This is a genomic window from Rhizobium sp. R86522, from assembly GCF_042466255.1.
GTDB lineage: Bacteria > Pseudomonadota > Alphaproteobacteria > Rhizobiales > Rhizobiaceae > Allorhizobium.
Map to the genome: position 1 here is coordinate 2,325,240 of NZ_JAXHBX010000001.1, position 14,717 is coordinate 2,339,956.

Here is a 14,717-nt window from a genome sequence, read left to right on the forward strand (position 1 = left end):
AACCCGGCGGCTTTTGCATTTTCAGTTCAGGTGTAGCCGCAACGTCCCGTGCGTCCTACACCACCACCCGCGAGAACACCTTCCTCACCGCCTTGGACAGCCGCTTCACTTCCGACTCGGCCGTTTTCATATCGGGACTTTCGGCGGCGCGTGCCACGCGGTCGGTCAGGCCGGCCGGGACATTGGCGGGATCGAAGGGGCCGTCGATGCAGAGGCGAATGACCTGCGACAGGTCCGTGTAGAGCTTGAGCGCCGAGAGGCAGATATCGAGATCGTTGGGGTCGATCAGCGTGCCGAGTGCCTTCAGAGCATCCGCAGTGGACAATTCATTGGTGCGCACGCGGTGGCCTGTGGAGGGAGCCAGAAGCGCCAGATACTGCGCGATGAACTCGATATCAACCAGGCCGCCGGGAATGAGCTTCAGATCCCATATGTCCTTGGCCGGCTTCTCCTGTTCGATCAGGGCGCGCATTTCCAGCACGTCCTTGACGGTCTTTGCGCGATCGCGCGGGGCTGCCAGCACCTCCTCGATGATCCGCTCGGCCTCGGCCACGAGGCCTGCATCGCCGGACATCATGCGGGCCCGCGAGAGCGCCATGTGTTCCCAGGTCCAGGCCTCCTCGCGCTGATAACGGGCAAAGGCGCGAAGCCTCGTTGCGACCGGCCCCTTGTTGCCGGAGGGGCGAAGCCGCATGTCGACCTCGTAGAGCACGCCTTCTGCCGTCGGCGCCGAGAGTGCCGCGATCAGCCTTTGCGTCAACCGGGTGAAGTAACGCACCGGATCAAGCGGCTTTGCACCATCCGATTCAGAGGCATCGTCGTCATGCTCGTAGAGCAGGATCAGGTCGACGTCGGATCCTGCCGTCAGCTCGAAGGAGCCGAGCTTGCCCATGCCGGCCAGCGCCACCCGGCCGCCAGGGATCCTGCCATGCGCCGCCTCCATCTCCGCGATGACCGCCTTCAGCGCCTCGTCGATGACGAGGTCGGCGAGGTCGGTAAAGGCATGGCCTGCCTGGGCGCCGCCAATCGAACTGGTCAGCAGACGGATGCCGATCAGGAAACGCTGTTCGGCGGCAAAGATGCGCAGCCGGTCGAGGATTTCCTCGTAGTGGCGGGCGCTGGAGAGAAAGCTCTTCAGCCGCTGGCCGAGATAGTCACGGGTGGGAAGTTCGACCAGCAGGCCCGGATCCAGCATGCCATCAAAGACATGCGGTCGCTCGGCGATGATCTCGGCGAGCCTTGGCGCGGCCGCCATGATGTTGACCATCAGGTCGAGAAGGGCGGGATTGTTGCCGAGCAGCGAGAAGAGCTGGATGCCGGCGGGGAGCCCTGAGAGGAAATTGTCGAAGCGCAGAAGTGCCTCGTCGGCCCGCCGGCTCTCGCCGAAGGCCTTCAAAAGATCTGGCGTCATCTCGGTCAGCCGCTCACGGGCCTCGACCGATTGCGTCGCCCGGTATCTACCGTAGTGCCAGGTGCGGATCACACCGGAGATGGCTTCGGGCCTCTCGAAGCCAAGCCCCTTCAACGTCTTCAGCGTGTCTGGGTCATCCTGCTGGCCGGTAAAGACGAGATTGCCGGTCGCGCTCGACAAGCCCTCCTCCTTTTCGAACAGGCGTGCGTAACGCTTCTCGACGGTCTTCAGCGTCGTTTCCAGTGCCCGCGAAAAGGCCGTCGTGTCGATGAAGCCCAGCATGAAGGCAATGCGCTTCAGCTCGGCCTCGGTCTCGGGCAAGACATGCGTCTGCTCGTCATGCACCATCTGGATGCGATGCTCGACATCGCGCATGAACCAGTAGCAGTCCGTCAGTTCTTCCGCCGTCTGCTCATCGATCCATCGCGCCGAGGCCAGCGCCTTCAAAGCTTCTTCGGTCGGGCGGCAACGGAGGTCCGGCATGCGGCCGCCGGCGATCAGCTGCTGCGTCTGGGCGAAGAACTCGATCTCGCGGATGCCGCCGCGACCGAGCTTGACGTTGTGTCCCTTCACCGCGATTGCGCCGTGGCCCTTGTGCACATGGATCTGACGCTTGATCGAGTGGATGTCGGCGATGGCCGCATAATCGAGATATTTGCGGAAGACGAAGGGCACGAGTTCCCTCAGGAACCCCTCGCCCGCCTTTAGGTCGCCGGCCACCGGCCGTGCCTTGATGAAGGCCGCCCGCTCCCAGTTCTGTCCTCTGCCCTCATAGTAGATGAGCGCCGCTTCAACAGGCACGGCAAGCGGTGTCGAGCCAGGATCGGGCCGCAGACGCAGGTCGGTGCGGAAGACATAACCATCCGCCGTGCGCTCCTGCAGGATGCGCACCAGACGACGCATCATCCGGCCATAGGTCTCCATGGCATCGTCGGGGTCTCCAAGGATCCCGGCGTCCGGGTCGTAGAAGATCACAAGGTCGATATCGGAGGAGTAATTCAGCTCGCGGGCGCCGTGCTTGCCCATGCCGAGCACGATCAGCCCGCTGCCTTCAGCCGGATTGTCCCGGTTCTTGAGGGTGAGCTTCCCGCCCTCATGGCCCGAAAGCAGCAGATGATCGATGGTAGCAGCCACGGCTGCGTCTGCCACCGCACTCAGCCAGGCCGTGGTATCGCGGGCGGTGAACACACGGGCAAGATCGGCAAGCGCCGTCAGAAAGGCCACCTTGCGCTTGGCGCGCCGCAGCCTCGCCATCACCTCGCCTTCGCCCGGCACGGCACCGGCGGCATCCGGCTTCCAGGCCGTGCGCGCCTCTTCGATCGCATCGACAATCTGCGGCTCGATCGGTGCCGAGACCGCATCGAGCAAAAGCGACGGCTTCAGATTGGCGACGTCGCGCAGGTAGGGGGACAATGTGAAAGCCGCAAGGATGAAGCTGCGCAGCGGCCCTTCAGCCGAAAGATGCTCGACGAGCGCCGGCTCCTGTTTCGTCAGATCCTTGAGCAAAGCGGTGGCCGCCTTGAGCTCTGTCTGATTCAACGGACGGATTGCTCCGTCGGCCACATCGGACAATCTGCTCGTCCTGCCGTTCCCCATCAGCGTCTCCTCTCCCGGTCGAGATTTCTAGCGAATCTCCAACCGGGTAAGGTTACGACCTCATCCCGGGAAAAACCATGGTCGCGGTCAGGCCGGGATAATCGGCATGGCTGCGAGTATCCGTCAGTTGCAGCCGGCCGCCATGGAGGGCCATGATCGCCTCGACGAGCGACAGGCCCAGGCCTGTCCCCGGCTTCGACCGGCTCTTGTCCAGCCGAACGAAACGTTTGACCACCTCGGCACGTTTGTCGGCAGGCACGCCCGGCCCCTCGTCCGAGACGGAAATCTCGACACCATCCGTCCCCCGCGAGACTCGCACCCGGATCTCCGAGCCTGCCTCTCCCTGACCACCATATTTAATGGCATTGTCGATCAGGTTGGAAATCGCCTGTCCCACCAGTTCGCGGTTGCCGCGCACGGACAGACCCGGCGAGATCTCGCAGATCATCGTCTGGCCGGCCTCTTCCGCCACCGGCTCGTAAAGCTCGGCGCTGTCGGCCGCGATCGCAGAGATGTCGATGTCGGAAAGCTCGGCCGCAATCGATCCGGCTTCGACGCGCGAAATCATCAGCAGCGCGTTGAAGGTGCGGATGAGCTGGTCGGATTCGCCGATGATCGTCTCAAGGGCTGCCCTGCGGGCATTCGCATCATCCTCGTTCAGCGCATCGGCCGCCTTGTTGCGCAGGCGCGTCAAGGGCGTCTTCAAATCGTGGGCGATGTTGTCGGAAACCTGTTTCAGCCCCTCGTTCAGCTGTTCGATGCGCCCCAGCATGCCGTTCAGCGACGACGACAACCGGTCGAATTCGTCGCCCGAGCCCGATACGGGGAGTCGCTGAGACAGGTCGCCGGCCATGATCTTCTGGCTCGCTTCCGAAACACGGTCGATGCGTTTCAGCGCATTGCGGCCGATGGCGAACCAGATGACGACGGCGCCGATCCCCATGATCAGCAGCGCCACCATGAGCGCCTGACGCACGAGAAGTCTGAGCTTGCCTGGCTCGCCGAGATCGCGCCCAACAAGCACACGGATGCCATTGTCCAGCACGAAGACATGGCCCGTCGCGAGGTGACGCTTCACCCCGCCGCTGTCGGTATAACGCTGGTAGCGGAAGGGAAAATCGGTCCAGCCCTCCTCGTCGAAGACACCGGGTTGAAGCGAGGCGACATTGCCGGCGAGGATCTCTCCGTTCGGGCTTGCGATCACATAGAGGTTCGCCCCCGGCTGGCGGGCACGCCTCTCCATGGTGCGCAAGAGCTGGTTGATGCCGCCGCGCTCGAAGGCGCCCTGGATTTCGGTCACCTCCTGGCGAAGGGCATCGCGGGTCTGGTTGTTGAGGATGCGCTCGGCGAGCCCCGTTACGTAAAAGACGAGGAAGGCGGCGCAGAGCGCAAAGAGAATGATGTAGAGCGCAGACAACCGGACGGCCGTGGACTTGGCCAGCACCCCGATGCGGGACTTCAGCCGCATGTCAGCCTTCGTCCTTGATCATGTAACCGGCACCGCGAACCGTCTTCAGAAGCGGCCGGTCGAAATCCTTTTCGATCTTCGAGCGCAGCCGCGACACATGCACGTCAATGACATTGGTCTGCGGGTCGAAGTGATAGTCCCAGACGTTTTCGAGCAGCATGGTGCGCGTCACCACCTGTCCGGCATTCTTCATCAAGTATTCCAGAAGGCGGAATTCACGCGGCTGCAGCAGGATCTCCTTGCCGGCGCGTTTCACCTCATGGGAGAGCCGGTCGAGCTCGAGATCGCCGACCCGGTAGGCCATGTCTTGCTCCGGTTTGCCCTTGCGGCGGCCAAGCACCTCGACGCGCGCCAGGAGCTCGGAAAAGGCATAGGGTTTCGGCAGGTAATCGTCGCCGCCGGCACGAAGCCCCGTCACGCGGTCATCCACCTGGCCCAGCGCCGAGAGGATGAGGACGGGCGTATCGATGCCGCGCTTGCGCAGCTCGCTGATGACGGAAAGGCCATCACGGCGCGGCAGCATGCGGTCGACAACCATCACGTCATAGGCGTTTTCGGTGCCCATGAAGAGCCCGCTTTCGCCGTCGCTCGCATGGTCGGCGACGATGCCGGCCTCGCGAAAGGCCTTGGTCATGTAGGCTGCAGCTTCCAGATCGTCTTCGATGACAAGTATCTTCATGCGCGCGACATTAGCCTCAGCATCCGCCACCGTATAGCCGGTTTCGCCGGACTTAGGCTGTCCTTGTTCCGCGATCCCCATGCTTCGTCCTTTCCTTGCATCTGGCGGTCGGCGACCACCGGAAACGACAAGGGGCGCCGCCGGTCCTCGACCGCCGACGCCCCTCGTCAGATCACAATTAGCCCTGGGCGATCGGCAGCGCCACGAAGCGGCTGCCGCTATCCGATTCGACCTGGAAGAGCGCCCGGGTCCGGCCGTCCTTCTTCGCCTGGTCGAGGACCTTCTGGACATCGGCAGCGGACGAGACCTCCTGGTTGTTGACCGAGGTAATCGTCTCCCCGGCCTTCAGGCCCTTGTCGGCGGCGTCGCTCGACGGATCGACGTCGATGATGGCAAGCCCCTTGCCGCCATCAGCAGGGCGAACGGAAAGGCCGAGGCCCGACAGTTCCTGCTCGGCTTCCGGAGCGGGTGCGGCATCATTCTCCGTGCCGGCACTCGCAGACTGCTCCGCCGGCAGTTCACCGAGCTTGACCTCGACTTCGGTCGCCTTGCCATCGCGCCACAGCGTCACATCAACCGTGGTATCCGGGGCATAGGCGGCAATGCGGCGAGCGAGATCGCGAGGATCCTTGACCGGGTCGCCATTGACGGCAGTCACCACGTCACCCTGCTGAATGCCGGCATCTTCGCCGGGCGAGCCGGCCTGCGGGGCAACAACCAGAGCACCGGCTGCCTCAGACAGGCCGAGGCTGTCGGCGATGTCCTGGGTCACCGGCTGGATCTGCACGCCGAGCCAGCCGCGAGACACCGTCCCGGTTTCCTTGAGCTTGGCGATGACATCGGTTGCAACCGAGGCCGGGATCGCGAATGCAATGCCGACATTGCCACCTGAAGGCGAGAAGATCGCGGTGTTGATGCCGACGACTTCGCCGTTCAGGTTGAAGCCGGGACCACCCGAGTTGCCGCGGTTCACCGCTGCGTCGATCTGGAGATAGTCGTCATAGGGGCCGGAGCCAATGTTGCGGCCACGAGCGGAGATGATGCCGGCAGTTACCGTGCCGCCGAGGCCGAAGGGGTTACCGACAGCGACGACCCAGTCACCGACGCGGACCTTCTCGTCGTCTGCGAACTTCACATAGGTGAACTTGGTGTCCGGCGCGTCGACCTTGAGCAGCGCGAGATCGGTTCGGCTGTCCTTGCCGACGAGCTTGGCATCATATTCCTTGCCGTCGTTCATCACGATGGTGAAGGCGGCACCGTCATCGATGACGTGGTTGTTGGTAACGATATAGCCATCTTCAGAGATGAAGAAGCCGGAGCCCTGCGAAGTCGGACGCAGGCGTCCCGGGCCACGCTCGGCGCGCGGACCACGGTCGCGCGGACCTTCCATGCCCGGACCGCCGAAATCACGGAAGAAGCGCTTCAACGGGTGATCGTCCGGCAGATCTTCAAAGCTGCGGCCACCGAAATTGAAGGAGAAATTGCTTTCGTCGGACGAGGCCGGCTGAACATTCGACTGGACGCGGACGGAGACGACGGCCGGCAGCACGGCCTGCACGACATCGCCGAAACTCGGGACCTGCGGTGCGTTCACTTCAACCGGGGCGGCAAGCGCCGGAACTGCGGCGAAGGGAGCAGCGGTCACCAGCATCATGGCGGCGAGGCCCGCTGCGGTGGAGGTCTTGAGGATCGACTTCATCGAAGGACCTTTGTTCTCGGACATTTGATCTACCTTCATCTGTTCTTCTGACTGGAGCCGCCGGACAACCCGGCGGTGGGAAGCGGTGGATGAACTGAGATATAGGGGGCGTCACGTTACGGCGAACTGTACGGCAGATGAATTCTTCGTAATCTTTGGCGAAAGCTTGGACGGGATTTGACCCCATCTCTGGCCAGAGCTATCATCCGTATTACAAACGGAGCAAAAAGCTATGTCGAAACAGCATCTGTCAGATCCGATCACACTTCGCTTGCCACTTGATCTTCTGGGCGAAATCGAAGCTGTGGCCGGCGCCTGTGAACGCAGCCGCAGCTGGGTCATGGTACGGGCGTTGAAGGCCTATATGGCTCAGGAAGGCCGCGAGATCCTTGAGATCGCGCAGGCACGCAGGGCGATCGCCGACGGTGAGGGGACGGACGCCGATGATGTGCTCGCCGAACTGAACGCCATCATCAAGGGTGCCGCGGCGTGAAAGTCGTCGTTTCGCCCAGTGCCAGAGCGTATGTCGCGCGCGAGGCCGGCTACTTGAGAGAACGAAATCGGGCAGCAGGCGAGCGTTTGCTTCACGACTTCAAACAGTTCCTGACAGCGCTCGCGCAGTTTCCCATTATGGGTCAGGACGCAACTGAGCTTCCCCTTAGCGGCATCCGGCGCTTCGTCCTTGGAGATTATCTGATCCTCTACGAGGTTGGGGCCGCAGCCATCGTCATTCTGACAATCCCCCACGGTCGCGAGCGGCCACCAGAACTGCCGCTCGACGATGCCTCCGACTACGAATTTCCTTGATCACTCACGATCCAGCAGCTTCCCCAACCGAGCTTCCTCTTCGGGCGAGAGCTTCGCCACCGGCTGCACGGCGCGCCGGCGCGTATAGACCACAGCCACGATCAGCCCGATGATCGCGAGTGCCGCCGGCGCGCCCCAGAGCCCGATCGTCCGGATGCTGAGCCGCGGCTTCAACAGCACGAATTCCCCGTAGCGCGACACGACATAGTCGAGCACCTGCTCGTCGCTGTCGCCACCCACCAACCGCTCACGCACCACGACGCGCAGGTCGCGGGCGAGCTCGGCATTGGAATCGTCGATCGACTGGTTCTGGCAGACCATGCAGCGCAGCTCCGCCGAAAGGGCCCGCGCCCGCTGTTCAAGAGCAGGATCGGCGAGCACTTCGTCGGGATTGACGGCAAAGGCATGGAGGGGGGTGAAGAGCAGTGCGAGCAGGAGGAAAAGGCGGTGGAGTGTAAGCCGTCGCTGCCCCTCATCCGGCTGCCGCCACCTTCTCCCCGCAAGCGGGGAGAAGGCCGAAGCCACAAGCGCCTGCCATCCCCTCTCCCCGCTTGCGGGGAGAGGGTCAGGGTGAGGGGCAATCTTCTGAAACCAAGCACTCACTCCGCAGCCTCCAGCACCGGCTTTGCCGCCACCTTGGCCCGTTTCGGCGCACCGACCCGCAGTCTGCGGTCGGACAGCGACACGACACCACCGACCATCATGACGATCGTGCCGTACCAGATGCAGAGGATCCACGGCTTCCACCAGACCCGCACGACAATGCCGCCATCGGCCATCGGATCGCCCAGCGAGACATAAAGCTGACTGAAGCCGAAGGTGACGATGCCGGCTTCTGTCGTCGGCATCTGGCGGGCCGTATAGAGCCGCTTCGACGACCAGACATCGGCGACTTCGACACCGCCCTCGCGGATGGTGAAATGCCCCTGGTCTTCGGTGTAGTTCGGGCCGTTGGCAGCGCGCAGGCCATCAAAGGTGATGACATAGCCACCGGATTCCACCGTCATGCCAGGCTTCATCTCGACCACGGCTTCCGTTTCGAACGTGGTCACAGCCACGACGCCGAGCACCGTGACGCCCACACCGAAATGGCCGAGCGCCGTACCGAAGGCGGAGCGCGGTAGGCCCTTCAACCGAGCCCAAGCCGTGGCGACCGGATGTTTTCCGAAACCGGCGCGATACCAGAGATCGGAGACCGCGCCGCCCATGACGAAGAAAGCGAGTGCGAGACCGCCCACGGCCATCACGGGCCCGCCGTTCTGGGCGTACCAGAGGCCGAGACCGAGAACGAGCGAAAGTGCCGCTGCCACATACAGGCGCTGCAAGGCGCCGAGCAGATCGCCGCGCTTCCAGGCGAGGAACGGCCCAAAGGGTACCGCCAGCAGAAGCGGGATCATCAGAAGCCCGAAGGTGATGTTGAAGAAGGGCGGACCGACCGAGATCTTCTCGCCCGTCAGCGTCTCGAGCAACAACGGATAGAGCGTGCCGATCAGCACCGAGGCGGTAGACACCGTCAGGATCAGGTTGTTGAGGACGAGCGCGCCTTCACGCGAGATCGGCTGGAACAAGCCGCCGGCCTTCAAAAGCGGCGCACGCAGGGCAAAGAGCATGAACGCGCCGCCGATGAAGATGACGAGAATGCCGAGAATGAAGACGCCACGCGTCGGGTCTGTGGCGAAGGCATGCACCGAAGTCAGAACGCCGGAGCGCACCAGGAAGGTGCCGAGCAGCGACAGCGAGAAGGCGATGATGGCGAGCAACACCGTCCAGATTTTCAAAGCGTCACGCTTTTCCATCACGAGCGCCGAATGCAGGAGCGCCGTGCCCGCAAGCCAGGGCAACAACGAGGCGTTTTCGACAGGATCCCAGAACCACCAGCCGCCCCAGCCGAGTTCGTAATAGGCCCAGTAGGAGCCCATGGAGATGCCGGCGGTCAGGAACACCCAGGCAGCCAGCGTCCAGGGCCGTACCCAGCGCGCCCAGGCGGCATCGATGCGACCGTCCATCAGCGCAGCGATCGCAAAGGAGAAGCAGACCGAGAAGCCGACATAGCCGAGATAGAGCAGCGGCGGATGGATCGCGAGGCCAATATCCTGCAGGACCGGATTGAGGTCCTGCCCCTCGGCCGGAATGGGCGAAAGGCGGATGAAGGGGTTCGAGGTCAAGAGGATGAAGAGCGTGAAGGCGGCGGTGATCCAGGCCTGCACGGCCAGCACATTCGCCCTCAGACGGTCCGGCAGGTTGGTACCGAAAAAGGCGACCATGGCGCTGAAGAAAGCCAGGATCAGCACCCAGAGCAGCATTGAGCCTTCATGGTTCCCCCAGACGCCGGAGATCTTGTAGATCATCGGCTTCAGCGAATGGGAGTTCTCGTAGACGTTCTGGACCGAAAAGTCGGAAACGACGTAGCCGTAGGTCAGAACCGCAAAGGAAAAGCCCACGAGCAGGAAGAGCGCGTAGGTGCCGGTGGTCGCGACCGCCATCATCGCCGCGTCGCCGCGGCGCGCACCGATCACCGGCAGGATGGAGACGACGAGACAGGTGGCAAGCGCCAGAACGAGGGCATAATGGCCAAGCTCGATGATCATTGGATCTTCTCCTTGCCGCTCAGTTGAACCCCTTGCGCCTCCAGACGGTCCGCAACGTCCTTCGGCATGTAGTTCTCGTCATGCTTGGCGAGAACGGTATCGGCGACGAACAGCTTGCCCATGCCCTCGAAGCGACCTTCGGCGACGACCCCCTGCCCCTCGCGGAAGAGATCGGGGAGGATGCCGGTATAGGTCACCGGCAACTGGCTCAGGGTGTCGGTCACTGTGAAGGTTACCGTCGAGCCTTCTCCGCGCACCAGCGAACCCGTCTCGACCAGTCCGCCGAGGCGGATGCGGGTGCCCGGCTGGACATCGGATTCGGCAAGATCGTTGGGCACATAGAAATAGGCGATCGACTGGCCAAAGGCGAACATCACCAGAAGCACGGCGGTCAGGATGAAACCCATGCCACCGCCAATCACGGCCAGGCGTTTCTGTTTGCGGGTCATTGGCTCACCTCCTCAACGGACAGGTCGAGTTCCCTCGCCATGGCGAGCAGCTGCTGGCCCTCGGCGCCGTCGGCCGGGAAGGTTTTTAGGCCCTCCTTGAGCGCGGCTTCTGCCCGTTCCTTGTCTTTCAGCATCGCATAGGAGCGGACGAGCCGCATCCAGCCTTCAAAATTATTCGGATCTTCCTTCAGCCGTGCATCGAGGCTCGCCACCATGCCGCGGATCATCTCGCCGCGATCAGCCTCCGACATGGCTCCGGCGTTGGCAACGTCCTCGGCCGTCGGGTTGCCCGGGGCTGCCGGGTTCTGAGCCTGAGCTTCGCCTTCCGGTGTCGCCGGCGCGGGCTGATTGACCAACGGCACGCCGGCGCTGTTGACCGCAATATGCTGGTTGACCAGTGGCATCCAGGGGGCCGTCGGCGGCGAGGCCTTGGCGATGTTCTGGAAGGCCGTGAGCGCCTCGGCGCGGCGACCGGACTGCTCGAGCGCCAGCGCCAGATAGAAGTCGGCACGCGGATTGTTGGGTTCGAGCTTCAGCGCCGCCTGGAAGGCCATCTGGGCATCGTCGGTGACGATCCCGTCATTGCGCATGACAACGGTCTCGCCGAGGCCGTTCATACGCTCGGCATCCGGCCCGAGAATGCGGATCGCATTGCGAAAGGCAAGCTCGGCATCGTCATAGCGGCCAATACGAAAATAGACGGGCGCCAGAACGTTCCAGCCGTTCCCGTCTTCCGGTGTGGTCGCGAGATGCCGCTCCACCTTGGCCACCAACAGATCGACATCGTCGCCGGGGTCGGCAATGCGTGCTTCGAGCGGCGCATCGGGTGTGCCCGGGCTGCCGATTTCCAGATAGCCCGCAAGCCCGATCACGGGAAGACAGAGCAGGATGAAGGCTTGCGACCAGGTGTAGCGACGGCGGCCGGAACGCTTCGCCGCGGCATCAGCGGGCTCGTCCCCCTCGCCTTCGCCACCGGCCTTCTCCCGACCTGCGATCGCCAGCAGACGACGGCCGATTTCGGCGCGCGCATAATCGGCATCTTCGGGAGAAATAAGCCCCCCGGCCTTGTCCCGCTCCAGCTCGCGCAGCTGGTCGCGATAGACCGCCGCCTCGCCTTCGTCATAACGCGTCGCTCGGGCCGAAGCCCGCAGCAAGGGGGACAGCAGGACGACGGCAACAAGGACCGTCAGAAGCGCGGAGATGATCCAGAACAACATGAAACTCAATTACGTCAAGGACAGGTGCTTTCCAACAGCCAAACCTCGCCTGACGGAAAGTTGAGGCGTTTGGCCGCAAGAATTCTCTAAGTCACCATAACCCGCCCAGCCTTGACCCAAGTCAAGTGGGAGGCGCGTTCAAATGATTGAAATCCTCGGGATCAGCAGCCCCGGGTTCGCCTCAGCTCAGCGGCGTCCAGGTGCCGTTCGGGTTGCGGCAGGCAGCGCCGCGGGCCTGGCGTTCACGCCCGTCCGTAAAAACCTTGTGGGTGAACTGGCGGCAGTTCTGCTGGCCGACCTGGTAAGGGGCGGCTGCAATGACCTCCCCACGCACCTCGCCGCCTGCCCAGATTACAGGCTGGCCACCGGGGGCAGCCTCAAGCGCGCGATATTCGGCTTCGAGCGCCCGCTGCGTCTGGCTGCGCGAGAGTTCGACGCCAGTCCGGGATACGATGCCCCCCTGCAAGGCAGAAATATAGACCGCGGAATTGGCGATTGCGCTGCGTCCGCCGCCCGAAGTGGTGCAGCCCGCAAGCGCGAGCGACACGAGGCCAGTGGTTGCAAGTATCCCGAAGTGCTTCACACCCATCAGACCGTTCCAAGTCCCGTCGATTTCTGTTGTCTAGGCCGATCGTTTCGCGCGAAGCGGATCGCGGCCTTCGACCGGCTCAAGGCCATCTTATACACCTATGTAATTTCACAGGAAAATCAATCACGCAGTGTCCTTGGTCACAGCTGGTAGGATCAACTGTGCGCGAAGCCCACCGATGCCGGCGCGCGACAGGCCGAAAGAGCCTTGATATTCCCCCGAAATCTCCTTGACGATCGACAGCCCGAGCCCCGTGCCGGGCTTGCTCTCGTCGAGCCTTCGGCCGCGCTTCAGCGCCTCGCCGATCTGGTCGGGGGCAAGCCCCGGCCCGTCATCTTCGACCACCACCTCGATCCAGCCGCGCCGGCCGTCGGTCGTGTCGCCATCACGGGTCGTCATCACGGCCCGGGTGACGACCTTGGTTCGGGCAAAGCGGGAGGCGTTTTCGAGCAGGTTGCCGACAACTTCCTCGACATCCTGCTGCTCCATCGCGAAGGTCAGGTCCGGCGCGACATCGAGTTCGAACACGATATCGGCGTTCAGCTTGCGCATCACCCGCGCCAGCCGCTCCATGACGGGCTGCGCTTCGGTGCGGGCCAGCACGCTGTCGCGCTGGGCTGCGATCCGCGCCCTGTTCAGATAGGAGCTTACCTGCGCCTGCATGGCCTCGGCCTGGGTCGCGATGACTTCGGCCTGGTTCTTCTCCAGGGTGCGCGCCTCGTTCAAAAGCACGGCGATTGGCGTTTTCAGAGAATGGGCGAGATTGCCGACCTGCATGCGGGCCCGCTCGACAATGCGGCGGTTGCTGTCGATCAGCGCGTTGATCTCGTTGGCAAGCGGCTGAACTTCGCTGGGGAAATCGCCTTCGATCCGCTCGGCCTCGCCACGTCGGATTCGTTCCAGCGCCCGGCGCGCGCGGTCGAGCGGTTTCAGGCCATAGAGAATGGCAAGTCCGTTGACGACGAGGCCGCCAATACCAACCACCGCGAGAGCCGCATAAAGACGGCTGGTGAAAAAGGCGATCTCGTCCTCGACCACCTGTAGATTGCCAGACACGCGGAAGCGCGCCGCCCGTCCCTGGTCGTCGAGCACCACTTCGGTTTCGGCAACCCTTATCTGGTTACCGACATCATCCGTCATTTCGTAATAGCGTTCGTAGTTCTGGTCGAAGGGTGTTGCGTCCACGTCGGGGACGGCCAGGTTTGCGACCCCGAGCGAGGCGGAGGCGAGCGGTGCCGTGGCATAGTTGCCGAGCGGCTCAACCAGCCAATACCAACCGGTTGCTGGCTGGGAGAACCGGAGATCACCCAGCGCCGGCGAACCGGTCAGGCTGTCGCTATCGCCGATCGAGACCGAGTTGACGACGTTATAGAGCTGGGCGCGCAGGAGATTGTTGAATCCGCGCTCGACACCCTGGCGATAGAGGGCTGAAATCGCTACCGCAATCGTCACCAGGGCCAGCGCCGACCAGAGCGTGGCGAGGATCAGGACGCGCGCGGTGAGCGAGCGGATCCTCATTTCGCCGGGGCTTGGATTCGGTAGCCGAGGCCGCGCACGGTCTCGATCATGTCGACGCCGAGCTTCTTGCGCAGACGGCCGACAAAGACCTCGATCGTGTTGGAATCGCGGTCGAAATCCTGGTCGTAGAGATGCTCGACCAGTTCGGTCCGCGACACGACCTCGCCCATATGGTGCATGAGATAGGACAGAAGCCGGTACTCATGCGAGGTGAGCTTCAGCGTCACGCCTTCGACGGTGGCCTTCGAGCTTTTGGTGTCGAGCCGGACGGGGCCGCAGACGATTTCCGAGGATGCATGGCCTGCCGCACGGCGGATCAGGGCGCGGATACGGGCGAGCACTTCCTCGACATGGAAAGGCTTGGTGACATAGTCATCGGCGCCTGCATCGATACCGGCCACCTTGTCCGACCAGCGGTCGCGAGCGGTCAAAATCAGTACCGGCATGACCCGGCTTGCGGCGCGCCATTTCTCCAGCACCGTAATGCCGTCCATCTCGGGAAGGCCGATGTCGAGGATGACGGCGTCATAGGGTTCGGTCTCGCCGAGGAAATGGCCTTCCTCGCCGTCGAAAGCCTTGTCGACCACATATCCCGCTTCCTGCAGGGCCTCGACAAGCTGGCGGTTCAGATTGACATCGTCTTCGACGACGAGAATGCGCATGCGTTCACCCCTCGGTGCGGAAAGCTCTTCAATC

At 63.2% G+C, this 14,717-nt stretch carries 13 protein-coding genes; 2 read left to right on the forward strand and 11 right to left on the reverse strand.

The window, feature by feature from the left end:
• Nucleotides 1-55: 55 nt before the first annotated feature.
• From SJY08_RS11245 to SJY08_RS11260, 4 genes are all read right to left on the reverse strand, one after another.
• Nucleotides 56-3,007, reverse strand: a complete 2,952-nt coding sequence (locus SJY08_RS11245; RefSeq protein WP_377275650.1) for a bifunctional [glutamine synthetase] adenylyltransferase/[glutamine synthetase]-adenylyl-L-tyrosine phosphorylase — start codon at nt 3,005-3,007, stop codon at nt 56-58.
• Nucleotides 3,008-3,059: 52 nt separating this feature from the next.
• Nucleotides 3,060-4,475, reverse strand: a complete 1,416-nt coding sequence (locus SJY08_RS11250; RefSeq protein WP_377275652.1) for a sensor histidine kinase — start codon at nt 4,473-4,475, stop codon at nt 3,060-3,062.
• Between the two features lies 1 nt (nt 4,476).
• Nucleotides 4,477-5,235, reverse strand: a complete 759-nt coding sequence (locus SJY08_RS11255; RefSeq protein ID WP_150127417.1) for a response regulator transcription factor — start codon at nt 5,233-5,235, stop codon at nt 4,477-4,479.
• A 97-nt stretch (nt 5,236-5,332) separates the two neighbouring features.
• The gene (locus SJY08_RS11260; RefSeq protein WP_300889539.1) at nt 5,333-6,877 is read right to left on the reverse strand and encodes a Do family serine endopeptidase; all 1,545 of its coding nucleotides are present in this window, start codon (nt 6,875-6,877) and stop codon (nt 5,333-5,335) included.
• A gap of 208 nt (nt 6,878-7,085) precedes the next feature.
• On the opposite strand from SJY08_RS11260, the gene SJY08_RS11265 reads away from it, so the two are divergent.
• Together SJY08_RS11265 and SJY08_RS11270 are read left to right on the forward strand one after the other, a co-directional pair.
• Complete coding sequence (locus SJY08_RS11265) at nt 7,086-7,346, forward strand: CopG family ribbon-helix-helix protein (RefSeq protein WP_054149641.1); 261 nt, start codon at nt 7,086-7,088, stop codon at nt 7,344-7,346.
• On the forward strand, nt 7,343-7,660 hold the full coding sequence (locus tag SJY08_RS11270; RefSeq protein WP_377275656.1) for a type II toxin-antitoxin system RelE/ParE family toxin: 318 nt from the start codon (nt 7,343-7,345) through the stop codon (nt 7,658-7,660). Before SJY08_RS11265 ends, SJY08_RS11270 begins: the two co-directional genes overlap by 4 nt.
• Here SJY08_RS11270 and SJY08_RS11275 read toward each other — a convergent pair whose 3' ends face one another.
• The 7 genes from SJY08_RS11275 to SJY08_RS11305 all read right to left on the reverse strand — a co-directional run bounded on the left by SJY08_RS11275 (nt 7,661) and on the right by SJY08_RS11305 (nt 14,683).
• On the reverse strand, nt 7,661-8,095 hold the full coding sequence (locus tag SJY08_RS11275; protein WP_153763564.1) for a cytochrome c-type biogenesis protein: 435 nt from the start codon (nt 8,093-8,095) through the stop codon (nt 7,661-7,663).
• Nucleotides 8,096-8,259: 164 nt separating this feature from the next.
• Entirely contained in the window at nt 8,260-10,248 is a 1,989-nt protein-coding gene (locus SJY08_RS11280; RefSeq protein ID WP_054151264.1) for a heme lyase CcmF/NrfE family subunit, read from the reverse strand.
• Nucleotides 10,245-10,697, reverse strand: coding sequence for a cytochrome c maturation protein CcmE (gene ccmE / locus SJY08_RS11285; RefSeq protein ID WP_300889542.1), 453 nt, complete (start codon nt 10,695-10,697; stop codon nt 10,245-10,247). The genes SJY08_RS11280 and ccmE overlap by 4 nt, the downstream gene beginning before the upstream one ends.
• Nucleotides 10,694-11,914: a c-type cytochrome biogenesis protein CcmI gene (gene ccmI, locus SJY08_RS11290; RefSeq protein WP_377275659.1), complete on the reverse strand. Its 1,221-nt coding sequence runs from the start codon at nt 11,912-11,914 to the stop codon at nt 10,694-10,696. The genes ccmE and ccmI overlap by 4 nt, the downstream gene beginning before the upstream one ends.
• Before the next feature lie 181 nt (nt 11,915-12,095).
• Entirely contained in the window at nt 12,096-12,503 is a 408-nt protein-coding gene (locus tag SJY08_RS11295; RefSeq protein WP_054151267.1) for a hypothetical protein, read from the reverse strand.
• A gap of 123 nt (nt 12,504-12,626) precedes the next feature.
• Nucleotides 12,627-14,021 (reverse strand): ATP-binding protein, encoded by a 1,395-nt coding sequence (locus SJY08_RS11300; RefSeq protein ID WP_054151268.1) that lies wholly within the window; start codon nt 14,019-14,021, stop codon nt 12,627-12,629.
• Nucleotides 14,018-14,683, reverse strand: a complete 666-nt coding sequence (locus SJY08_RS11305) for a response regulator transcription factor (RefSeq protein WP_006727294.1) — start codon at nt 14,681-14,683, stop codon at nt 14,018-14,020. The genes SJY08_RS11300 and SJY08_RS11305 overlap by 4 nt, the downstream gene beginning before the upstream one ends.
• Nucleotides 14,684-14,717 lie beyond the last annotated feature (34 nt).

What these genes read in the sequence shown, in the direction of transcription:
- SJY08_RS11245 (WP_377275650.1), bottom strand. Translation starts at nt 3,007, where the DNA reads ATGGGGAACGGCAGGACGAGCAGATTGTCCGATGTGGCCGACGGAGCA.
- SJY08_RS11250 (WP_377275652.1), bottom strand. Translation starts at nt 4,475, where the DNA reads ATGCGGCTGAAGTCCCGCATCGGGGTGCTGGCCAAGTCCACGGCCGTC.
- SJY08_RS11255 (WP_150127417.1), bottom strand. Translation starts at nt 5,235, where the DNA reads ATGGGGATCGCGGAACAAGGACAGCCTAAGTCCGGCGAAACCGGCTAT.
- SJY08_RS11260 (WP_300889539.1), bottom strand. Translation starts at nt 6,877, where the DNA reads ATGTCCGAGAACAAAGGTCCTTCGATGAAGTCGATCCTCAAGACCTCC.
- SJY08_RS11265 (WP_054149641.1), top strand. Translation starts at nt 7,086, where the DNA reads ATGTCGAAACAGCATCTGTCAGATCCGATCACACTTCGCTTGCCACTT.
- SJY08_RS11280 (WP_054151264.1), bottom strand. Translation starts at nt 10,248, where the DNA reads ATGATCATCGAGCTTGGCCATTATGCCCTCGTTCTGGCGCTTGCCACC.
- ccmE (WP_300889542.1), bottom strand. Translation starts at nt 10,697, where the DNA reads ATGACCCGCAAACAGAAACGCCTGGCCGTGATTGGCGGTGGCATGGGT.
- ccmI (WP_377275659.1), bottom strand. Translation starts at nt 11,914, where the DNA reads ATGTTGTTCTGGATCATCTCCGCGCTTCTGACGGTCCTTGTTGCCGTC.
- SJY08_RS11295 (WP_054151267.1), bottom strand. Translation starts at nt 12,503, where the DNA reads ATGGGTGTGAAGCACTTCGGGATACTTGCAACCACTGGCCTCGTGTCG.
- SJY08_RS11300 (WP_054151268.1), bottom strand. Translation starts at nt 14,021, where the DNA reads ATGAGGATCCGCTCGCTCACCGCGCGCGTCCTGATCCTCGCCACGCTC.
- SJY08_RS11305 (WP_006727294.1), bottom strand. Translation starts at nt 14,683, where the DNA reads ATGCGCATTCTCGTCGTCGAAGACGATGTCAATCTGAACCGCCAGCTT.